The sequence below is a fragment of the Micromonospora trifolii genome, assembly GCF_022229005.1.
Taxonomy (GTDB): Bacteria; Actinomycetota; Actinomycetes; order Mycobacteriales; family Micromonosporaceae; genus Micromonospora; species Micromonospora trifolii.
The window spans coordinates 53551-74196 of record NZ_JAKKFD010000005.1; the positions used below are offsets into that span (position 1 = coordinate 53551).

At 71.8% G+C, this 20646-nt stretch carries 12 protein-coding genes; 6 read left to right on the forward strand and 6 right to left on the reverse strand.

Annotation, left to right across the window (positions count from 1 at the left end):
• Positions 1-414 precede the first annotated feature (414 nt).
• Positions 415-1488, reverse strand: a complete 1074-nt coding sequence (locus tag NIE79_RS04735; protein ID WP_238677379.1) for a phosphotransferase enzyme family protein — start codon at positions 1486-1488, stop codon at positions 415-417.
• A 229-nt stretch (positions 1489-1717) separates the two neighbouring features.
• Here NIE79_RS04735 and NIE79_RS04740 point away from each other — a divergent pair, with 229 nt between their 5' ends.
• Positions 1718-2362 (forward strand): flavodoxin family protein, encoded by a 645-nt coding sequence (locus tag NIE79_RS04740; protein ID WP_238677380.1) that lies wholly within the window; start codon positions 1718-1720, stop codon positions 2360-2362.
• Between the two features lie 62 nt (positions 2363-2424).
• Here NIE79_RS04740 and NIE79_RS04745 read toward each other — a convergent pair whose 3' ends face one another.
• Positions 2425-2916, reverse strand: coding sequence for a type II toxin-antitoxin system PemK/MazF family toxin (locus tag NIE79_RS04745; RefSeq protein ID WP_030336385.1), 492 nt, complete (start codon positions 2914-2916; stop codon positions 2425-2427).
• Positions 2917-2966: 50 nt separating this feature from the next.
• On the opposite strand from NIE79_RS04745, the gene NIE79_RS04750 reads away from it, so the two are divergent.
• Genes NIE79_RS04750 through NIE79_RS04770 form a run of 5 tightly spaced genes read left to right on the forward strand, consistent with a single transcriptional unit; the run spans position 2967 to position 10853 of the window.
• Positions 2967-3482, forward strand: a complete 516-nt coding sequence (locus NIE79_RS04750; protein ID WP_238677381.1) for an NUDIX hydrolase — start codon at positions 2967-2969, stop codon at positions 3480-3482.
• 26 nt (positions 3483-3508) lie between these two features.
• Complete coding sequence (locus NIE79_RS04755) at positions 3509-4753, forward strand: hypothetical protein (RefSeq protein WP_238677382.1); 1245 nt, start codon at positions 3509-3511, stop codon at positions 4751-4753.
• A 57-nt stretch (positions 4754-4810) separates the two neighbouring features.
• Positions 4811-6490, forward strand: a complete 1680-nt coding sequence (locus NIE79_RS04760; protein ID WP_238677383.1) for a hypothetical protein — start codon at positions 4811-4813, stop codon at positions 6488-6490.
• Positions 6490-8058 (forward strand): hypothetical protein, encoded by a 1569-nt coding sequence (locus NIE79_RS04765; protein WP_238677384.1) that lies wholly within the window; start codon positions 6490-6492, stop codon positions 8056-8058. The genes NIE79_RS04760 and NIE79_RS04765 overlap by 1 nt, the downstream gene beginning before the upstream one ends.
• Before the next feature lie 47 nt (positions 8059-8105).
• Positions 8106-10853 (forward strand): hypothetical protein, encoded by a 2748-nt coding sequence (locus tag NIE79_RS04770; protein WP_238677385.1) that lies wholly within the window; start codon positions 8106-8108, stop codon positions 10851-10853.
• A 29-nt stretch (positions 10854-10882) separates the two neighbouring features.
• Here the strand turns inward: NIE79_RS04770 and NIE79_RS04775 are convergent, their stop codons facing one another.
• Genes NIE79_RS04775 through NIE79_RS04790 form a run of 4 tightly spaced genes read right to left on the reverse strand, consistent with a single transcriptional unit; the run spans position 10883 to position 20644 of the window.
• The gene (locus NIE79_RS04775; protein ID WP_238677386.1) at positions 10883-16393 is read right to left on the reverse strand and encodes a non-ribosomal peptide synthetase/MFS transporter; all 5511 of its coding nucleotides are present in this window, start codon (positions 16391-16393) and stop codon (positions 10883-10885) included.
• Positions 16390-19506 (reverse strand): non-ribosomal peptide synthetase, encoded by a 3117-nt coding sequence (locus tag NIE79_RS04780; RefSeq protein WP_238677387.1) that lies wholly within the window; start codon positions 19504-19506, stop codon positions 16390-16392. The genes NIE79_RS04775 and NIE79_RS04780 overlap by 4 nt, the downstream gene beginning before the upstream one ends.
• The gene (locus tag NIE79_RS04785) at positions 19503-19691 is read right to left on the reverse strand and encodes an MbtH family protein (RefSeq protein ID WP_238677388.1); all 189 of its coding nucleotides are present in this window, start codon (positions 19689-19691) and stop codon (positions 19503-19505) included. The genes NIE79_RS04780 and NIE79_RS04785 overlap by 4 nt, the downstream gene beginning before the upstream one ends.
• Positions 19691-20644 (reverse strand): TauD/TfdA family dioxygenase, encoded by a 954-nt coding sequence (locus NIE79_RS04790; protein WP_238677389.1) that lies wholly within the window; start codon positions 20642-20644, stop codon positions 19691-19693. The genes NIE79_RS04785 and NIE79_RS04790 overlap by 1 nt, the downstream gene beginning before the upstream one ends.
• Positions 20645-20646 lie beyond the last annotated feature (2 nt).

Consider the following 20646-nt stretch of genomic DNA (forward strand, 5'->3'; position numbering starts at 1 on the left):
CGCCAGCGCTGGTCATCTGGACTGCGCAGCGGGTGATCACCCAGCATTACGGGTCACCGAGCCGCTGCCTGCAGTGCCAGGACGACGGGTGCGAGATGTTGACCTGGGCACGCGACACGCTCAAGGCGCACCGCAGATGATCGAGCGGGAGTTGCCCCGGTCGGTGTGGGTACTGATGCTGGCCCGGCAGACCATCACGCAACACCAGGCACCCGGATCGTGCCCTCGCTGCCGGCCAGACGGGTGCACCGAGCTGCGGTGGGCGCGCGACCGACTGGAGACAAGCCGACCGCAGCGTCACGAGAAAACTCTCATCGACTCAACCCGGACAGCCGCAGCCCGTCTCCATGTCCACCCCTAGGGTGTTGCCGCCCCACCCCTGCCCCGCCGATCTTGCGCTTTTCTGTCGCCGTTTCACGGCTTCTGTGACCCTTGCCCGGGCAGAAAGTGCAAGATCGCGGGAGTGCCGCGCCGCCGGTCGAGACCGCGCATCGCCGTGTCGGCGAGGGTGACCAGGCCGACGGGCGACACCAATCCCCGTACGATCCGCGCCGCACGGCTTCGGTCAGACGCCTCGGCATCGCGGTTCAACGCCTGGCGGGTCCAGTCGCTGAGGTCGTCGAGCGCGCGGACCGCGAGGAACCAGGCCAGCCGTGCCGGGTCGACGTCGGTGGTGCCGTAACCGGCGAGCACGGCCTTCTGCTGCTCGGCGGTGATCGGCGCGAACGCGAGCACCCCGCCAAGGACGAACATCAGGTCACACTCGACCGGAGCGAGCACCGCGTCGTCCCAGTCGATCAGCCAGACCTGTCCGTCCGCGCCGAGCAGGAGGTTGCCCAGGTGCGGGTCGCCGTGGCAGACGACGCCCGAGCCGGGTCGGGCCACCAGGTCGACGGCGCCGCGCTCGATCTCGGTGGTCAGGACGCCCAGCCGGTCGGCCGCCGCGGACCACACCCCCGCCAGCTCTGCGAACAGCGGATCCACGAGGTCGCCCGCGTCCGGGTCGCGCAGCCGCGCGGCCATCGCGCGGGTCGCGGCCACGATCGAGGGGTACGCGGCGCCGCCCGCCGGCAGCAGCCGACTCAGCTCCCCGGTCACCGGGGCCGCGTGCACGGCGGCCAGCACCGCACCGTACGCGCGCCAGTGTGCGCTGGTCATCGGGCCGTCGAGTGCCCGCTGGTCGGAGACCCACGGCACCACCGAGAGGCGGTGGTTGCCGTGGTCGACGAACAACCGTCCGTCGTGGATCCGCAGCGGCGCGGCGATGCCCGGCACTCCCTGGTCGGCCAGGTACGCCGTCACGACCAGGCCGGCCGATGTGCCACCACCGCTCAGTTTGACCGCGTACCGGGTGCCGTCGACGGTGGAGGCGAGCCACAGTCGGGCGTGCTGATCCGCACCGTGGGCCACCCGGTCCAGCGTGGACAGCCGCAGGCCGAAGTGCGCCCACACCTGGTCGGCCACCTGTCGCGCGAGGTCCTGCGCCATGCTGCCACCATGCCAGCACCCGGGTCGCCGGCCCACCGATTTCGCCGGCCGCGACCACGCTTGGCGCAGCGTGGCCAGGTGCCGGTCCAGCGCCGTGTACGGCTCGGCAGCCCCGATCATGCCGTCGCGCCGGGCCGTGGTGTCGACCAGCTCGCGCGGCTGAGGTGTCTTCGATCGTTTGCCGGGTATGGGAGACAGCATCCGCATACGACGGCCGGAAGGAACCGACGTGGCCAGCATTCGCGCCCTCGTCCTCAACTGCACCCTCAAACCGTCGCCGACGCCGTCGAGCGCTGAGCAACTCGGTCGGGAGGTGCTCGCCGAACTGGCCACGCAGGGCGTGGAGGGCGAGATGATCCGGGTCGTCGACCACGACGTTCGCTTCGGGGTGTCCACCGATGAGGGCGACGGCGACGGTTGGCCGGCGATCCGCGCCAAGCTGATGGCAGCCCAGGTGCTGATCATCGCCACGCCGATCTGGCTCGGCCAGCCCTCCAGCGTCTGCAAGATGGTCCTCGAACGCCTCGACGCCGAACTCTCCGAGACCGACGCCGAGGGCAGGCTCCGCACCTACGGCAAGGTCGCCGGTGTCGCAGTGGTCGGCAACGAGGACGGCGCCCACCACACCATCGGCGAGGTGCAGCAGGCGCTCAACGAGGTCGGGTTCACCATCGCCGCCGCCGCCGCTACCTACTGGGTCGGCGAGGCACTACAGACAGTGGACTACCGCGACGCCGGCCCCAAGCCCGACACCACCGGCCGCACCACGAAGGCCTTGGCGCTCAACTCCGCGCACCTCGCCCGACTCCTCGCCGACCAGCCGTACCCGCCGCCGGACGCGAAGGGCGCGGCGGTCGGCCCAAGCCGCGAATAGACCTCACCGCCGGGTGCGTCACTGCGCGGGCTGCCCCACTGCTGGGGCAACTCGCCGCGCGGTCAGCGCCAGCCGTAGCCGGCGCGCAACGCCTGCCCGACGCGGTCGAACCGGGGCCGATCCAACACGGCGCCCTCCCGGCGGATGCTGTCCTCGCGCATGGTGAGCACCCGGTCCAGCCGGACCCAGCTCGGCCGGTTGTCGCGGTCCCACTCACCCGGCCCGAGAGCGAACCAGTGCCGCTGCCCGTCCCGCTCGCTCTGGCTCGACAGCATCAGCCCGAACAGGGTCCGGCTGTGCCGCCCGACGACCAGCACCGGCCGGTCCTTGCCCTGGCGCGGGTCGTCCTCGTACGGCACCCACGTCCAGACGATCTCGCCCGGGTCGGCCTGACCGTCGCGCTCCGGAGCGTAGGTCAGCTCCCGACGCTGCAACGCGCTCACCTGACGGCGGCGGGCCACCTGCGCGGGCGCCGGCCCGGTACGCCGGGGCGACGGGATCACCGCACCGACCCGGGAGATACGTGCCGCGACATTCCTCAACAGACCAGCCACGGCGGGCAGCCTACCCGCCGCCGGAGCGGGCGGTACGACAGACTGGCCCGATGAACGAGCTGCCCCGTGACCTGCCGATCCTGGAGCGACGCGCGGTGCGGGTGGTGGTCACCGACGGCACCGACCGGGTGTTGCTGTTCCACACCCGCGACCCGGACCACGCCCGGCTGGGCACCTGGTGGGAGCTGCCGGGCGGTGGCATGGATCCCGGCGAGACCTATCGCGACACGGCGGTGCGGGAGCTGCGGGAGGAGACCGGCATCGTGATCACGGCCGACCAGGTCGGTGCGCCGAACTGGCGGCGGCGGGCGAGCTTCCTGCACCGCCAGTTACGGCACGTCCAGGACGAGGTCGTCGTCGCCGTACGGCTGGCCGGCCCCGGCCCGGACGTGGACGAGGCACACCGGCTCGACTACGAGCGGGAGGACTATTTCAGCTTCCGCTGGTGGCCGTTGCCGGCGGTGGTCGCCAGTCGGGAACGGTTCTACCCCGGGCAGCTCCCCCGGCTGATCACCCCGTTCCTCGCCGGCACCGAGATCGACGAGCCGTTCGAGCTGTGGTCGTGAGCCGGGAAGGCGGGCAGAGTGGGGGCATGAGGACCGATCTGCACGGGCCGCTCTCCGCGTACGCCGCGCGGCTGCACGCGACGGTCGGCGACGGACACCACGTCGCCTCCCCGCTCGGCGCCTGGCTGCTGCTCGCGGTCGCTGCCACGACCGCCGACAGCGATCCGGCCGCAGCGGACAGTGAAGCCGCGAAGCTTGCGCAGGCGCTGGGCACCGACCTGCCGAGCGCGGCCGAGATGGCCCGCACGCTGTTGAACGCGCCGCACCCGCTGGTCGGGTCCGCCACCGCGCTCTGGCACCGAACGGGGCAGGGCGACGACGGGCCGGCGGCGTGGCAGGCCGCGCTGCCCGGCACGACCGAGGTCGGCGCACTGCCCGACCAGGCCGGGTTGGACGCCTGGGCGCGCGAGCACACCCTCGGCCTGATCGAGACGTTTCCCCTGACGGACGAATTGAACGTGGAGTTCATCCTGGCCAGCGCGTTGGCCACCCGGGTGTCCTGGGCGACCCCGTTCGACGTCGCCGACGCACGCGCGCTCGGCGCCGACAGCCCGTGGGCCGGCCAACTGAGACGGGCACTGCGCAGCCCGAGCGAGGGCCACCGCTGCGCCATCGTGTCCACCGCGCGGGCCGGTGACGTGATCGTGCACGCCGCGCCCGCCCAGACGACCGACGGCGCGGGGCTGGTGGTCCTCTCGGTCGCCGCCGCACCGCAGGTGCCACCGGCTGAGGTGCTGGCCATTGCGTACGACCTGAGCGCCGGCGCGGCCGATAACGCGCCACCGGCGGGCAGTCGCTCGCTGTTCGACCTGCCGCTCGGTGAGACTCCGCTGTGGACGCTCACCGAGGAACGGGTACACACCTGGGCCCGCGCTGGCCGCGACGAGCGGCACACCGCCGTCCTCCCCTGCTGGTCCGCGCGGAACGACCATGACCTGACCGCCCCGGGGCTTGGCTTCGGGGCCGCGGTGGACGTGCTGGCGACGGCGATGATGCTGCGGGCGGACGAATTCGACGCACGGCAGACGGCGGTGGCCCGGTTCGACAGGTACGGCTTCGAGGCGGCCGCGGTGACCGGCATGGCCGGGATAACCAGCCTGCCGCCGGAGGGCGTCGCCCGCACCGCCGAGCTGCGCTTCGGCAACCCGTACGCAGTGGTGGCGGTCGCCACCGACACCCGGGCCGCGGGTGCCACCGGCCCCTGGCACGGGGTGCCGGTCTTCTCCGCCTGGGTCGCCGAGCCCGAGGACGTGCCCGACGCCGACGGATAGCCGACGGTGGGCTCATGGCCGACAGTGTTGAGCGTCGATCCCCGCTAGCCTCCGGCCATGGGAGAAGCCGCCAGCCTTGCGGCTGCCGATGCGGCGGTGCGGCATCTGAGCGGCCTGCTGTCGGACGTCTGGCTGACGGTCGACGCCCCGGATTTCGTCGGCGGGCGTTGGCGGGAACTGTGCCGCGGGTCGTCGGTCAGCCCGGTGTTCGTCTGCGTCGACGCCATGAGCAACGTGCTGCACGTGCAATACCTCGGTCCGGAGAACCTCTCCATCGTGTACCTGCCCGGCTGGTACTACGAGGTGGCGACGGCCGCCGCGCTGGGGCGGCCTCTCGACCCGTCCGCCGTGACCGTGCTGGACTTCGCGACCGCCCGTCCGCTCGCCTTCGACCTGGCCGTCGAGCACCGCGTCCGGGGCGGCGCGGAGACCGTCGCGCTGCCGTCGGGCCGCGGCACAGTCGAGTACGCGCCCCTCGCCTTCGGTTACGCGTTCGCACCCGCGCGCGGCTTCGGCATCACCCACGCCGCGCCGGGCACCGACCCGGCCACGGACCCGACGGCGATCTTCCACTGGAGTGCGATGGCGCTGCGGGTCGCCGCCGCACCCGGCGTCACGTTCGCACAGCGGCCGCTGCTGGGCGAGACCGCCCTGAACCTGGTCCGGGCGGCCTACCGACCGAACCAGGGCACCATCACCTGCGATCAGACGCTCGCCTTCGAGTTCGAACGGCATCGTTCGCCGAGGACGCTGCCGCCGCTCGGCGCACCGCTGCGGCCCGTACCGATGGCCGAGCCGGACCTCGTCGCGAACGCCGTGGCCCTGGTCGGCGCTCGCGACCAGCCGCGGCCCGTGGCGGTGCAGGAGACCTGCTCGGACGGCGTCGACCTGGTGCTGCTGAAGCCGGACCTGCGGCGACTGCCCCAGGGCACCCCGTGGGGATGGCAGCCGAACTGGCTGGTCGAGGCGGCGAAGGCCGTCGACGAGGCAGTATTCGCGATGCTGATGAGCCTGCTCGACACGTACGTGCAGTGGCTCGGCGGGTTGCCGGAGACCGCGCCCGTATCGATCCGAATCCGCGTCGACCCGGCGAGCGGTGAGGACCGCTTCGCCTATCGACTCGACTTCCTGGATCCCGACGGCGAGGTGTCGGCCGAGCCGCCGGACGAGACGACGACGTTCGCGCCGTGCTTCCGGCTGACCGTGGTACGCACCAAGAACGTGCACGTCATCCTGGACGTGCCCCTCGGTGCCGCCGGCGAATCCGACCTCGACGGCATCGTGCAGTATCGCGAGAAGGTCGTCGCGCACGTCGACGACGTGCCGCTGTTGATCGCGGACGGTGAGGTCGAGACCGACGGCCAACTGGAGGCACGGTCCGCGACGATCGAGGAGATCGTCCACATCGCCCTCGTGGTCGGCGAGTTCGTTCCGTTCCCCCCTCTTCAGGCGATGTACGACCTGCGCGACCTGGGCAGTGTGGCGTCGTACGTGCTGACCGGGAAGGGCCTCTACGGCGAGCCGATGAGCGGCGTCGAGGCCGCCATCACCCTCGGCGGCGTGCTCGTTCCCGAGGTCGCCGAACGCGCGTTCGGCTCACTGCTCGCCTCGGGTCGGCGGGTCACCACCCTCGGCGACGACCCGACGCGGCGACTGCGGGAGGCGGCGGAGGCCGCGGTGCCCGACGACGCAGCTCTGGCCACGTCACTGATCGAACGCGTCGAAGGGAGCCCCTGATGGCGCGTCCGCCGACCAACGCCGGCCTGTCCGCACCGGAGCGCTTCGCGCGGCTGGGCCAGCTCCAGCGGATGACCCCGCAGGCCCGCGCGCTCCTGCTGGGCGACGGCGTCCCAACCGTCTTCCTGCGTGACCCCGAGCAGCTCGTCGACCGCTCCGGCGTCTGCCTCCGGTCCGGCTTCCTCCAGCACGCCTTCGAGACGGCACGCCGGGACAACCCCGGCCTGACCGTGGGGGGTTTCCTGGCCAGCGGACAATACGGGTCGCAGGTGACCGCTGTCGTCGACGCGCTGCTCGGCGAGGCGTCCGCGACGCTGCTGCGGACGTCGGATCCCGCACGCTACGTCGATGCGCTCCGACGGATCTACGCCGACTTCCGGACGGTCTCGACGCCGTTCGACGGCGGCGTGTCCTACGGCTCCCACCGATACCACGACGGCTCGCACCTCGTGCTTCCCGACGGCCTGAACGTCACCCCGATGAACGCTCCGGTCGGCCCGGACCTGCACTACCCGGCCTACGGCGGCGTGGTGACCAGCCGCGGCCACCGGTCGATCGCCATGGTGCTGGCGTCGCGGGTCTGGGACCGGGAGATCCCGTTGACCGCCCGGGGCCCGGACCTGTTCCGGGAGCTGCAGGTCCGCAGCGTCAACGAGCTGCACGCCTGGGACTACGACCCCGACCTGCTGATGTCCGAGGTGCAGATCGCCCACATGATCTCCACCGGGGATGCTCCGATCTACCGCTTCTCGTTCGACAAAGGGCCCCCCAGCGCCCGGACCATGACGCAGGCCCGGTGGGAACTGGCGGCCCAGCTGGAGGACGAGCGGATCCTGACCGCCGACAACGCTGAACTCCAACGGTTGTGGGACCGGCACGGCCGCAGCGACGCCGCCCCGCGCGGGGACCCGACGGACCTCAACAGCCGTTACGGCCGCGATCCGTACTACCGGTTGTCCCGCAACAGGCTGTTCGAGACGGCGATGGGGCTCCCCTCGGCGCGAAACGTGGCGATCCGCCCCTACGAGTGGGAACACGCGCGACCCCAGCGGTTCATCCGGGAGATGCAGGCCTGGACACGCAGGTTGCGGAGGAATCTCAACGAAGACCTCTGGAGCAGCCGGCTGTCCATGCTGACCGGGGCGTCCGAACCTGGCAACCTGCAACTGCTCACCCCACCGGGGCACGCACTGGACGACATCTACGCCGCGCGGATGATGGGCGGTGTCACCCGGGTCGACCGCTGGGGCAACCGACTGGTTCCGACCGTCGCCGAGGAAGCCGCGTACGACTCCGCGGCGCGGGCGCAGGACCTCACATTGGGGGAGGCGGGCGCCACCCTGCAACCGTTTGCCCGCACCGACATCGAGCGGGCCAGCGAGTCGGTGATGGCGTTCGACCAGCGGACCCTGGCCGACCTCACGGCCGCGCTGCACGAGGCCGAATGGCAGCGGGCGCTGGCCTCGACCCCCGACGCGATCTACGCCTGGAATCGGCTCGTCGAACGGCTCAACCGGCAGGTCGACGCCTACGGCATGCCGACTGCCCTGCGCCTGCCATCACTCTGACCGGAGGCTCGACCATGCCAACGACGGCCCAAGGCACACTCCGTTTCGTGCAACTGTGTCGCGCGGGCGACCCCGCCGACGCCGAGGACGGCACCTGCACCCTCGGACCGACGATCATCACCGCGGTCCTGGACTTCCGCGGCGACTGCTCGCCACCGGTCCGCGACGCGCTGACCAGCCGCGACGTGGAGCAGGCCCAGGCGTTGTACGCCGCCCGACGCAAGGAGCAGGACGACCGCCTCGAAGATCTCGGGCGGCTGGCCCTGGACCTGCTCCGGCGTGCCGCCGTCGACTCGCACCTCACCGTCGGGAAGCTGCGTCTGATCATCGGCGTGTGGACGACCGAGCGACGGGTCAACCCGGAACAGCTCCCCGCCGCGATGGCCGCCCTCACCCGCTGGACCGTGGACATGGCAGCCCTCGGCCGGTTCCTGGGCCGACCGCGCGGTACCGCGTCGACCGTCCTTCCGCGCCTGCTGCGCGGCATCACGCTGATCCGTCTCGCCCTCACCAACGCCGAGGACACCTGCCTCGTACGCACGCTGATCGGGGGCCGCGAGCTGGAACTGCCGCCCGCGCCGAAGCCGGCCCCGCAGCTCGACACCGACGTCGCGGTGGCCCAGCACTTCAGCGACCTGGCCATCCACACAGCGCGTCTGCTCACTCGGGCACGCGCCACCGGGCGCCCCGATCCGACGCTCGCCGACGTCCAGGCGGCAGGCTTCCCCGACCTCGGCCCGGCCATCGAGGCGACGGCCCGCGCCGCTGGCGAACTCGGCGTGCCAGTCACCGCCAGGCTGCGTACCCTCGGCACGCTCTTCGACGGCGAACGTGAGGCCGCCCGCCGCCGCGTGGACCGGCGAGCCAACCCGCTGGAGTCGGGGCGGCTGGTCGAGAACAACCCCATCGACATCGGCGACGACATCGAACACATCCCGTCCCGCGTACCGGTGCTGAGCGCGCAGGCCCGGGTCGCCGGCCGCGGCGACCTCATGATCATTCGGACCACGCACCTGCGCTACGATCTCGGCGAGATCTCGCACGTCGAGAACGTGCTGGCCAGCGAGGTACGCGGCCGCACTCACGTGGTCGACACCAGCACCCAAAAATCGGTCACCACCTCGACCCAGTCGATCGCCGAGACCACCCAGGAGTTGGAGACCACCGAGCAGAACAGCCTCGACCGCGCGCTCACCACCGCGGCGACCCAGACCAGCTCGACGTCGCTGGGAGTCAGCGTCTCGGGCGGCTTCGGCCCGGTGCAGGCCGGCGTCGACATCAACGCCGACCGGTCCACGACCACCGCCAGCAGCATGAGCTCGGCCGTGTCGTACTCCAAGACCCTCACCGAGCGGGCCTCCGAACTGTTGCGCAGCGAGGTCTCCGAACGCCGCGCCATCACCAGCACGACCCGGGTGACCGAGACCAACGAGCACCGGTTCGACAACGCCGGCGGATCGGCGAACATCGCCGGCATCTACCGCTGGCTCACCAAGATCGACCAGGCGCAGGTCTACAACTACGGCGAGCGGCTGCTGCTCCAGTTCGTCGTGCCCGAGCCGGCTGCCGTGCTTGTCTACCTGGCGCAGCAGACCACCGACGAGGGCGCGGTCGCCAAGCCGGCCGGCTGGTTCCTCGACGTCGCCGACCTCAACGAGGAGAACTACGCCGACAAGGCCGCACGCTGGGACGTCGTCGGTGTCGAGCCCCCGCCCGAGGAGGTGGTGTCCGCCACGGTGACCTTTGCCGACCCACCGGCCCGGCCGTTCGACTACGCCCAGAACTCCACCGACAAGTCCCAGCCCGAGTGGGGTTACAGCTCGTACGTCGGCGACGTGCCGGTGCCGAGCGGCTACGCGGCGACCGAGGCGTACGTGACCACCACCTGGGGGCTGGAGGAGGGTGAGTACCCCGACGACGTGGGAAGCCCGCCCCAGGCCGTGCAGATCGCAATCGGGGAGTGCCGCGTCACCGCCAACGACACCACCAACGGCGAGCAGACCGTCGAGCTGGCGCACGTACTCCCCGGGCCGTTGCCCGTCGGGATCAGCGCCGACCAGCGCGGCGGCCTCACGGTCGTGGTGCGGGTGCGCTGCGAACGTACCGATGCCGCCTACGAGGCGTGGCGGCTGCGCGCGTACGAGATGATCCGCGCGAGCTACCTGGCGCAACTGTCGGCGTACGACAACGACCAGCGCCTCCGGCTGGCCCGAGCGGTCTACCGGTCCGAGCAGGCCCCCGAGACGAACCGGCGCGTCGAACAGCTCGAACTGAAACGAGCCTGCCAGTCCGTGCTCTTCGGCCACGAGTTCGACCAGTTCGGTGGCCTGACGTTCCCGGCCGACGACGCCCCCCGCATCAACCGCCTGGAGACCACCGCGGAGGCCGACCAGATCCAGTTCGGCGAGGACCTCTTCGAGTGGGAGAACATGGTGTACCTGTTCTACCCGTATCAGTGGGCTGGCCGGGAACGGTGGGCGACGTTACGGACCCAGACCAGCTCGGACCCCGTGCACGAGGCGTTCCTCCAGGCCGGGGCCGCCCGGGTGACGGTGCCGGTCCGCGCCGGCTACGAGCACGTCGTCGGTACGTATCTGGAAACCTCGCAGATCCCGACGCTCACCCCACGGCCCTGGCGGGAAGGCACGAACCCGTACCCGCCGATCGAGGACCTGATCGGCGACGCCCTGGACCGCCCGGGCGAGGAGATCGCCGTCGACGAACCGTGGGAGGTCGCGACGCCGACGGCGCTCATCTACCTACAGACGGGGGCCGAGCTGAACCCGGAGCTGTGACATCTCGCCGCCCCCGTGAGAAGTTCCACTCAGACCCCCGCCGGCACCTGCTCCTCCTCGCGCTGCGCGGCGCGGGCCGCGAGCCGGCGTTCCCGCTCCTGGGCACCGATCAGGTCGTCGGGCAGCGAGTCCGGCACCTCCAGGTCGAAGCGGCGCAGCAGCCGGATCGAGAAGCCGCCCAGAGTGATCAGGATCAGCGCCGCACCGAAGCAGACGTACGCGAAGCCGATGCCCCGACCCGTGCCGGTGCCGATCACCGCGCCCACCGACCCGGCGAGCACCCCGTCTGGGGCGAGCATCGGCTCGAACAGGCCGGTGGCCGCCGGAGCGAGCAACGCAAAACCGATCGGCAGTGTCGACCAGGAGATGGTCTGGTTGAGGCTGAACACGCGGCCGTGGAAGCGCTGCGGCACCTTGACCTGGACGATGGTGGCGTAGATGGACTGCGCGGTGGTCATCGACATGGCCAACCAGAAGGCCCCGACGCTGATCATCACGACCGACGCGTCCAGGCCGACGAGGACGCAGCCGAGCGCGGTGCCGAGGTTACCGATCAGCACGCCGACCATGCGCCGGTGGCGGGGGCCGCCCCACAGCGCCATGAGGACGCCACCGGCAACCGCGCCGAGCGCCTCGGCGAGGGCCACCTGGGCCACCTGCGTGGCGCTGCCGAAGGAGAGCACCAGCGGGGTGACGAGCACCAGGGCCGGGGCCAGGAAGATGTTGCCCAACGCGAAGTATCCCAGCATCAGACGGAAGCCGCGGTGTCGCCACGAGTAGCGCAGGCCGTTGGCGATCGCCACGAGCAGCCGCTCCTTGGGCCGCCAGCCGAGCAGGTCGGGAAAGCGGACCACGGCCAGGGTGACCACCGCGACCAGGTAGCTGGCCACGTCCACAAGCAGGATGCCCTTGAGGCCGATGGTGGCGAGCAGGCCCGCGGCGAAGACCGGCATCAGCAGCAGGGCGAAGCCGTTGGAGAGTTGGCTGATGCCCATCGCGTGCCCCAGGTAGCGTTTGGGCACCAGTTGCGGCACCGCCGACTGGAACGCGATGCGCTGGAACGACGCGGCCACCTGACTCAGCGCCACCAGAGCGTAGATGTGCCAGAGCGCGAGGTTGCCGGTCCAGAGCAGCGCGGCGAGCACCAGCTGGATCGTGCCGGCGCTGCAACTGGCGATCATCATGATCTTTCGCCGGCTGACCCGGTCGGTGATCGCCCCGGCGACCGGCAGCATCAGCACCCCGCAGATCAGCGCCAGCGCCCAGAGCAGACCCAGGTTGGCTACCGAGCCGGTACGGCTGAACAGCCAGATCGGCAGGGCGAACGCGGTCAGGGCCGAGCCCGTGGTGGAGACCAACTGCCCGACGGTCACCGCCACGAACCGGGCCATGCTCGGTCGGACCATCGGCTGCGCCGGGGTGGTGACGGCGTCGACGCCCCGGACGTCGGCCACCACCCACGCGGCGTCCTCACCGCGGGCCCGCGTCGTCAACGCGGACACGTCACCGTCGACCAGCGCCGGATGCACCTGGGTGACGATCTCGGCCAACTCCTGCGCCCGATACTTGAGGAAGAAGTGCCCCGCTTGATCCAGCACCACCAGCCCCAGCCGGTCGCTGAGGAACTGCCACTCGGCGTAGCGCTCGGTGTGGTAGTCCGTGACCGGGTCCTCCGAGCCGACCACCGAGATGATCGGGGCGCGCAGCTTCACCGCATGCCGGTCCAGCAGGTCGGTGAAGTACTCCTCCGAGGCCCGGGAGTCGGCCCGCATGTTGCTGATGATCCGATCGGCCTGCTCCGGGTCCAGTTCGTTGGTGTCGACCCCCATCGACTTGAGCCAGCTCGCGTAGTGCCGGTTGCTGCGCAACTTCTCGAGCCGGGTACGCACCGCCGCGAACAGGCCCTTCGGCCGGGCGAACGGGAACATCGCACCGATGTAGAGGGCCGTCAGTTCCCTGCCTGCGGCCTCGACCTTGCGGGCCACCTCGGCGACGATCGCACTGCCTACCCCGCAGTGCCCGTACAGCGCGAGGGGGCCCTCGACGCGTTCCAGGATCTCCTCGGCGACCCGGGTGGTCAGCTCGTCGAACGGCAGCGCGGCCTCGGTGAGCCCCACATCGTGCCCGGGGATGGCCAGGGACCAGAGCGCGTGCCCGGCCGGCAACGCGTCCGCGAGCGGCTGGTAGACGATCGCGCTGCCGCCGCCGTACGGCACGCAGACATACGTGATCACCCGCTGCGCCGCCGGGATCGGTTTCGTCAGCTCGTAGAGCAGCCGACGAGGGCCGTCGCCGGCGCCGTCACCGGACATGAAGGCGGCCAGGTCGCGGATGGTCCGCTGCTGGAACAGGTCCATCACGCCGACCGGTCGGCCGCCGTGCTCGGCCTTGCGGATGCGGGCCACCACCTGCGTGGCGAGCATCGAGTGCCCGCCCAGGTCGAAGAAGTCGTCGTCGATGCCGAGGGTGTCCACGCCGAGGATGTCGGACCAGATCCCGGCGAGCATCCGCTCGGTGTCGTCGCGCGGCTCGACGAGCGCCACCGACTCGGCGCGGGTGACCACCGGCGCGGGCAACGCCCGACGGTCCAGCTTGCCGTTCGGGGTCAGCGGGAACACGTCCAGGGTGACGAACGCCGCCGGCACCATGTACTCGGGGAGGGTCTCCTTCAGCGCCACCTTCAACGCGTCGTGCTCGGCCGCGCCGACCACGTACCCGGTGAGGCGCTTGTCGCCGGGGGTGTCCTCACGGACCAGCACGACGGCCTCGGTCACGCCGGGCTGGGCGCGCAACGCGCTCTCGATCTCGCCCAGCTCGATACGCAGGCCGCGAAGCTTGACCTGGTGGTCGATCCGCCCGAGGAACTCGAGCACCCCGCCGGGCTGGCCGCCGGGCGCGACCCGCCAGCGGGCCAGGTCACCGGAGCGGTACAGCCGGGCGCCCGGCTCGGCGGCGAACGGGTCCGGCACGAACCGCTCGGCGGTCAGCGCCGCTCGGCGGTGGTACCCACGGGCCAGCCCGACCCCGCCGATGTGCAGCTCACCGGCGACGCCGACCGGGCACGGGTTGCCCCGGGCGTCCAGCACGTGCAGGCGCAGGTTGCTGATCGGCGCGCCGATCGGCACGCTGGTCAGCCCGGCCAGCAGCGCCGGGTCGCACGCCCACGCGGTGACGTCGATCGCCGCCTCCGTCGGGCCGTACAGGTTGTGCAGGCCGCAGCCGGGCAGTCGGGCGGTGAAGTCCCGGGCCGCGGCGAGCGGCAACTCCTCGCCGCTGCAGATCACCCGGCGCAGCGCGGTGGCCGCCTCGACGCCGTCCTCGGCGAGGAAGACCGTCAACATCGACGGTACGAAGTGGGCGGTGGTGACCCGCTCGGCGACCAGCAGGTCACGCAGGTAACCGGCGTCCTTGTGACCGCCCGGCTCGGCCAGCACCAGCCGGGCGCCCTCACGCAGCGGCCAGAAGAACTCCCACACCGACACGTCGAAGCTGGCCGGGGTCTTCTGCAACACCGCGTCGTCGGCACCGAGCCGGTAGGTGCGCTGCATCCAGTCGAGGCGGTTGACAATGCCCCGATGGGTGTTCGGCACGCCCTTGGGCCGGCCCGTGGAGCCGGATGTGTAGATGACGTACGCCAGGTTGGCCGGGCCGCTCATGGGAGTCGGGTCACTCGCCGGCTGGTCGGCCCAGGCCGACTCGTCGTCCAGGACGAACACGCTGGCGTCGGTCGGGGGCAACACGTCACGCAGATGCCCCTGCACCAGCACCACCGGCGCGGCGGCGTCGCTGACCATGAACGCCAGCCGGTCCGGCGGGTACTCCGGGTCGAGCGGCAGGTAGGCGCCGCCGGCCTTGAGCACTCCAAGCAGGCCCACCACCAGCTCCACCGAGCGTTCCGCGCACACCCCGACCAGGGTCTCCGGGCCCACCCCGGCGGCGCGCAGCCGGTGCGCCACCCGATTCGCCGCCGTATTCAGCTCGGCGTACGTCGTCGATCGGCCGGCGAACCGCAACGCGACCGCATCCGGTGTACGAGCGGCGCGCTCCTCGATCGGGGCGTGCAGGGTCTGCTGCCGGGGGAAGTCGCCGGCGGTGTCGTTCCACAGGGCCAGCAGCTCCCGCTCGGCCGGCGCGAGCAGATCCAGTGCGGAGACCGGCAGGTCCGGCGCGGCGACCACCGCGCGCAGCAGGGTGGTCAGCCGGTGCGCCATCCGCTCGACGGTGTCCCTGGTGAACAGATCGGTGTTGAAGACCAGCTTGCCCCAGAGGCCGTCACCGGTCTCGACCGCGTGCAGCTCGAAGTCGAAGCGGGTGGCGCGCAACTCCATCGGTTGCCACTCGAAGCTGACCCCGGCGTCGTCGGCGACCCCGGCGAACCGGCCCATCTCGTAGTTCTGCAACACGAACATCGCCTGGAACACCGGTGAGCGGCTGACGTCACGCGGCAGACCCAGCTCGTGCACGACCCGGGCGAACGGCACCTCGCCGTGCTCCAGCCCGTCCAGCACCGCCCTGCGGGTCCGCTGGAGCAGCTCGGCGAAGCTCGGGTCGCCGGCCAACTCGGCACGCATCGGCAGCATGTTGATGAACATGCCGACCAGGTTCTCCAGCTCCGGAGCGGACCGGCCGGCCACCGAAGCGCCCACCGCGAAGTCGTCCTGCCCGGTGTGCCGGGCCAGGAACACCTGGTATGCGGCGAGCAGCGTCATGAACAGGGTCCCGCCGTAGGAGCGCGTCAGCGCGGCCAGCCCTTCGGTGGTGACCCGATCAACTGTGAACTCGACGAAGTCCCCCCGGTAGGTCTGGGTGGGCGGACGGGGCAGGTCCAACGGCAGTTCCAGCGGGGTGATGCCGGCGAGCCTGTCCTTCCACCAGTCCAGGTGCCGGCGGGTGCCCGGGGCGGCCAGCTCCCGTGCCTCCCAGACGGCGAAGTCGCCGTACTGCACCGGCAGGCTCGGCAGCTCCCGGTCACGGTAGCTGCTGATCAGGTCACGCAGCAGCACGTCCACCGACCAGCCGTCACCGACGATGTGGTGCTGGCCGAGCAGCAGCACGTGCTCCCTCGCCGTCAACCGGATCAGCAGGGCGCGCAACAGTGGCCCGTTGGCCAGGTCGAACGGCTCGGCGGCGGTCCGGTCGATCACCTCCTGCGCGGCGGCTTCGTCAGCGGCGTCGACCACTGTCAGCGACACCTCGACCACGTCGTCGAGCACCACAGTGGGCCGACCATCGGGGTCGGCCGGGAACCGCGTGCGCAGCGATTCGTGCCGGCGGGTCAGGTCGGCCAGCGCACGGCGCAGCGCCGCGACATCGAGCGGTCCGCGCACCCGCAGCGGCACCGCGATGTGGTACGCCGCCTCGCCGGGCGCGAGCTGGTCCATGAACCAGACCCGCTCCTGGGCGTACGACAGCGGCACCTCGGCGTCCGGCGGGCGGGGGGTGATCCGCGCGGTGGGCGCGCCGCCCGACCGGCGGCGCAGCCGTTGGGCGATCAGCGCCTGCCGGGCGGGATCGCGGGCTGTGTCCTTCACGTCCGTCATGAGGGGGTGTCCTTCTCCGCCACGAGCAGCGCCGCGACCTCGGTTTCGGAGAGCTCGTCGAGCTCGGCGGCGATCTGCTGTTCGATCTGGGCCGCCAGGTCGGCCACCACCGGGCTGCTGAACAGCGCCCGCATCGGCAATTCCACGTCCACCTCGGCGCGGATGCGGGCCATCGCCCGCATGCCGCGTAGCGAGTTGCCGCCGAGAGCGAAGAAGTCGTCGAGGACGCCGACCTTCTCCACCTGGAGGACGTCGGCGTAGACCTCGGCGACCAGGGCCTCGGCGTCGGTACGCGGAGCGAGGAACCCATCGGTGGCAGCGACCGCCGGGGCCGGCAGCGCGGCGCTGTCCAGCTTGCCGTTCGGCGTCAGCGGCAGCGCGTCCAGCACGACGAATGCAGTCGGCACCATGTGCGCGGGCAGCTCGAGGGCCAGGTCGGCGGCGAGCGCCGCCGTGTCGACCGGGCCGACCAGGTAGCCGACCAGCGTCGACTCACCACCGTCGGCGCGGACCACGACCGTTGCCGCGTCCACGTCCGGGCGGGCGCGCAGCACCGACTCGATCTCGCCCAGCTCGATCCGCATCCCCCGGACCTTGACCTGGTTGTCGCGGCGGCCCAGGTACTCCAGCGTCCCGTCGGCTCGCCAGCGGGCCAGGTCACCGGTGCGGTACATCCGCTCCCCCGGCGGCCCGTACGGACAGGGCAGGAACCGCTCGGCGGTGAGGGCCGGTCGGCGCAGGTAGCCCCGGGCCAGTTGCGCCCCGGCGACATACAGCTCGCCGACCACACCGGGCGGCACCGGATTCAACGCCGCGTCGAGCAGGTGGACCCGGGTGGTCCAGGTGGCCTGACCGATCGGCACCGGCCCGGCGGGCACCGACTGGCCGGGCGCGATCCGGGCGGCGACGCAGCCGACGGTCGCCTCGGTCGGGCCGTATTCGTTGATGACGGCGACCTGCGGGTGCGCCGCCCGCCAGCCGGCCAACTGGTCACCGGTCAGCGCCTCCCCGCCGATCACCAGGTCGGTGGTGGGCGACAGCGCGTCGTCGAGCAGCGGCAGGTGGCTGGGGGTGACCTTGAGGAACGTGGGCGGCCCGCCGGCCCGAGCGGCGGGCGTGTCGATGCCCGCCAGCCGGACCGTGCCGCCGACGGTGAGCGGGCCGAGCAGCCCGGTCACTGTCAGGTCGAACGTGACGGGCGAGTGCAGCAGGGCCGTGCCGGCCAGCCCCGGGTAGGTGTCCCGGGCCCAGGCCAGGTACGCGGCAACCGCGCGGTGCTCCACCAGCACGCCCTTGGGCCGGCCGGTGGAGCCGGAGGTGTAGAGGACGTACGCCGGGTGCTCCGGGCGCAGCGGCGACCGGCGGTCGTCATCGAGCAGGTCGGTGTCGTCGAGGTCGGCGGCGGTCGTGGAGTCGAGCACCAGCGCGTCGGCCGGGGCCAGCGCGGCCGTCTGCGGGGTGGCCAGCACCAGCGTCGGCTCCGCGTCGGTGAGCAGATAGCCGATCCGGTTCGCCGGGTGGTCGGTGTCCACGGGCAGGTACGCCGCACCGGCCTTGAGCACCGCGAGGATCGCCACCAGCAGCTCCACCGATCGGGGCAGCAGCAACGCGACCCGGGTCTCCGGGCCGGCACCCCGCTCGACCAGCAACCGGGCCAAACGGTTGGCTCGGGCGGACATCTCGGCGTAGCTCAACTCCACCCCGTCGCAGAGCAGCGCGGCCGCCGCCGGGGTGGCGGCGGCCTGCCGCTGCACCTCGGCGACCACAGTGGTCGGCACCACCTCGCCACCGGTGCCGGCCCACGTGCGCAGCAGGTCGCGCTCGGCGTCGTCGAGCAACGGCAGCGCGGACAGCCTGGTGGCCGGGTCGGCGACGACGGCGGTGAGCAACCGCAGGTAGCGGGCGACGACCGTCTCGGCGGTGGCCCGGTCGAACAGGTCGGTGCGGTAGACCAGGCGGCTGGTGCCGCGCGTGATGTCGAACGCCAGGTCGTCCTTGGTGGTGCCCAGCGCCACCACGTCCAGGCCGGAGTCCGGGATGAAGTTCAGGGCGGTCTGGAACACCGGCTGCACCGACGGGTCGCGGTGCGCGGCGACCGCTTCGACGATCCGCTGGAACGGCGTCTGCCCATGTTCCATCGCGTCCACCAGACCGGCCCGGACCCGGCCGACCAGCTCGGTGCCGCTCGGGTCGCCGCTCAGGTCGCAGGACACCGCGACCGGGTTGACGAACATCCCGATCAACGGGGCCAGCTCGGCGGCGTCCCGGCCGGCGGTGGAGACACCGACCACCACCTGCGGGTCGCCCGAGATTCGGGACAGCAGAGCGGCGAAGGTGGCCAACAGCACCATGTACGGAGTCGCAGACGTGCCAGCGGCGAGCTGCCCGACGCGGTCCAGCAGCCCGTCGGGAAGGTCGAAGCGCACCTCGTCGCCGGCGAAGCCGAGCTGGGCGGGGCGCGGCCGGTCCAGCGGCAGGCCGGTCACCGTCGGCGCACCGGCCAGGCTGCCGCGCCAGAAGGCGAGCTGCCGGTCCAGCTCGTCGTCGGTGAGCTGGTCGCGCTGCCAGACGGCGAAGTCGGCGTACTGGATGGGCAGCTCGGGTACGTCGGCCGGCGCGCCGGTCAGCGCGGCCCGCGTGAACGCGGCCAGTTCGGCGTCGAAGAGCACCGCGGAGTGACTGTCGAAGACCGCGTGGTGCACCACGAACTGCAACCCGAGCCGGTCGGCGGCGAAGCGGACCAGCCGGGCCCGCCACAGTGGCGGGGCGTCCAGCGGGATCGGCGTCCGCGCCAGCTCGGCCAGCGTGTCGGTGGCGCGGGCCTGCTGCTCGTCGGCGGGCAGGTCGGTCAGGTCCAGCTCCGGCAGCTCCACCGGCTCGACGGCCCGGACGACCTGCGTCAGCACCCCGTCGGCCATCCGCAGGTGGGTGCGCAGTGCCTCGTGTCGGGCGACCACCTGCGTGAGCGCCTCGGCGACCTGGGTCGCGGTGACGCCCGCCGGAAACCCGAACGGCGCGGAGATGTTGAAGACCGGCGAACCGGGGTCGAGCTGGTTGGCCGTCCACACCCGCTCCTGGGCGAAGGAGGCCGGGAAGGTCCACTCCTGGGTCATGACGCCGACTCCCGCACCGAACGGGGGCGCATGTCGGTCCACACGGTGTCGATGTGCGCCAGGCACTCCTCGCGGGTGCCGGCGAACCCCATGTCGTACCAGCCCGCCGGTAGGTCCCGTCCGGCCGGCCAGATGGAGTACTGCTCCTCGTCGTTGCGCACGACCAGGAATCGGGGCTCGGCCATCACAGTGCTCCATCGGTGTCGGGGGTGTGCGGTTCGGCCATCGCGACGGCGATCTTGCGGGGGCCGGTGAACGGCTCCCGGCCGTGCGCGGCGGTCATGTTGTCGACCACCAGCACGTCGTCGCGCTGGTAGTCGAAGCGGACGCTGGCGGCCCGGTAGGCGGCGCGCAGGTGGTCCATGACATCGCCGGGGATCTCGCCGCCGTCGCCGTAGTAGGTGTTCGACGGCAGCCCGTCCGCGCCGAACATGGCCAGCAGCCCCTCCTGGAGGTCCTTGGCCAGGCTGCTCACGTGGAAGAAGGTGGCATGGTTGAACCAGCGGGGGATGTCTGAGCCGGGCCGCTGGTGCACGACGTCGCGGACCGCACGGGTACGCAGCCCGTCGCGGCCCACCCACTCCAGCGTGATCCGGTTCGCCGCCGCGTACGCCTCGACCTCGGCGCGGTCGTCGGTGCCGAACACGTGCTGCCAGCTCGCGCCGAAATCTCCGTGGAAGTTGCGCACCAGCATCCAGCGGCGGCGGATGAACTCCTCGCGTACCGCAGGGTCGATTTCCCGGTAGACCCGGCGGATGTCGGCCAGCGGAGTGGCGCCCAGTGTCTGCGGCGCGGTGATGCAGTAGAAGAACAGCGTCAACGGCCAGCGCGCCTGGTACGAGTTCTCGTTGTGCAGGAAGATCTCCTCGTCCGGCGGGTAGTCGGTCGAGGTGTACACCCGGCCCTTGATGGCGTGTCGTGGTGAGGACCGCTCGGTGTAGGTCAGCGGCTCACCGGCCAGCGCCCGGACCGCCCGGTCGAAACCGTCCACCCCGCCCACGTCGAAGCCGCGGAACAACAACCCGCCCTGCTCGGCCACTGTGGCCCGCAGCTCGGCGCGGCGCTCGGTGATCAGCTCGGTCAGTGTCCGGCCGTCGGATTCGACGACCACGGGCAGCGTGGCGATCGTGTCGCTCATTG

What these genes read in the sequence shown, in the direction of transcription:
- NIE79_RS04775 (WP_238677386.1), bottom strand. Translation starts at nt 16,393, where the DNA reads ATGACGGACGTGAAGGACACAGCCCGCGATCCCGCCCGGCAGGCGCTG.
- NIE79_RS04790 (WP_238677389.1), bottom strand. Translation starts at nt 20,644, where the DNA reads ATGAGCGACACGATCGCCACGCTGCCCGTGGTCGTCGAATCCGACGGC.
- NIE79_RS04760 (WP_238677383.1), top strand. Translation starts at nt 4,811, where the DNA reads ATGGGAGAAGCCGCCAGCCTTGCGGCTGCCGATGCGGCGGTGCGGCAT.
- NIE79_RS04780 (WP_238677387.1), bottom strand. Translation starts at nt 19,506, where the DNA reads ATGACCCAGGAGTGGACCTTCCCGGCCTCCTTCGCCCAGGAGCGGGTG.
- NIE79_RS04785 (WP_238677388.1), bottom strand. Translation starts at nt 19,691, where the DNA reads ATGGCCGAGCCCCGATTCCTGGTCGTGCGCAACGACGAGGAGCAGTAC.
- NIE79_RS04765 (WP_238677384.1), top strand. Translation starts at nt 6,490, where the DNA reads ATGGCGCGTCCGCCGACCAACGCCGGCCTGTCCGCACCGGAGCGCTTC.
- NIE79_RS04735 (WP_238677379.1), bottom strand. Translation starts at nt 1,488, where the DNA reads ATGGCGCAGGACCTCGCGCGACAGGTGGCCGACCAGGTGTGGGCGCAC.
- NIE79_RS04750 (WP_238677381.1), top strand. Translation starts at nt 2,967, where the DNA reads ATGAACGAGCTGCCCCGTGACCTGCCGATCCTGGAGCGACGCGCGGTG.
- NIE79_RS04755 (WP_238677382.1), top strand. Translation starts at nt 3,509, where the DNA reads ATGAGGACCGATCTGCACGGGCCGCTCTCCGCGTACGCCGCGCGGCTG.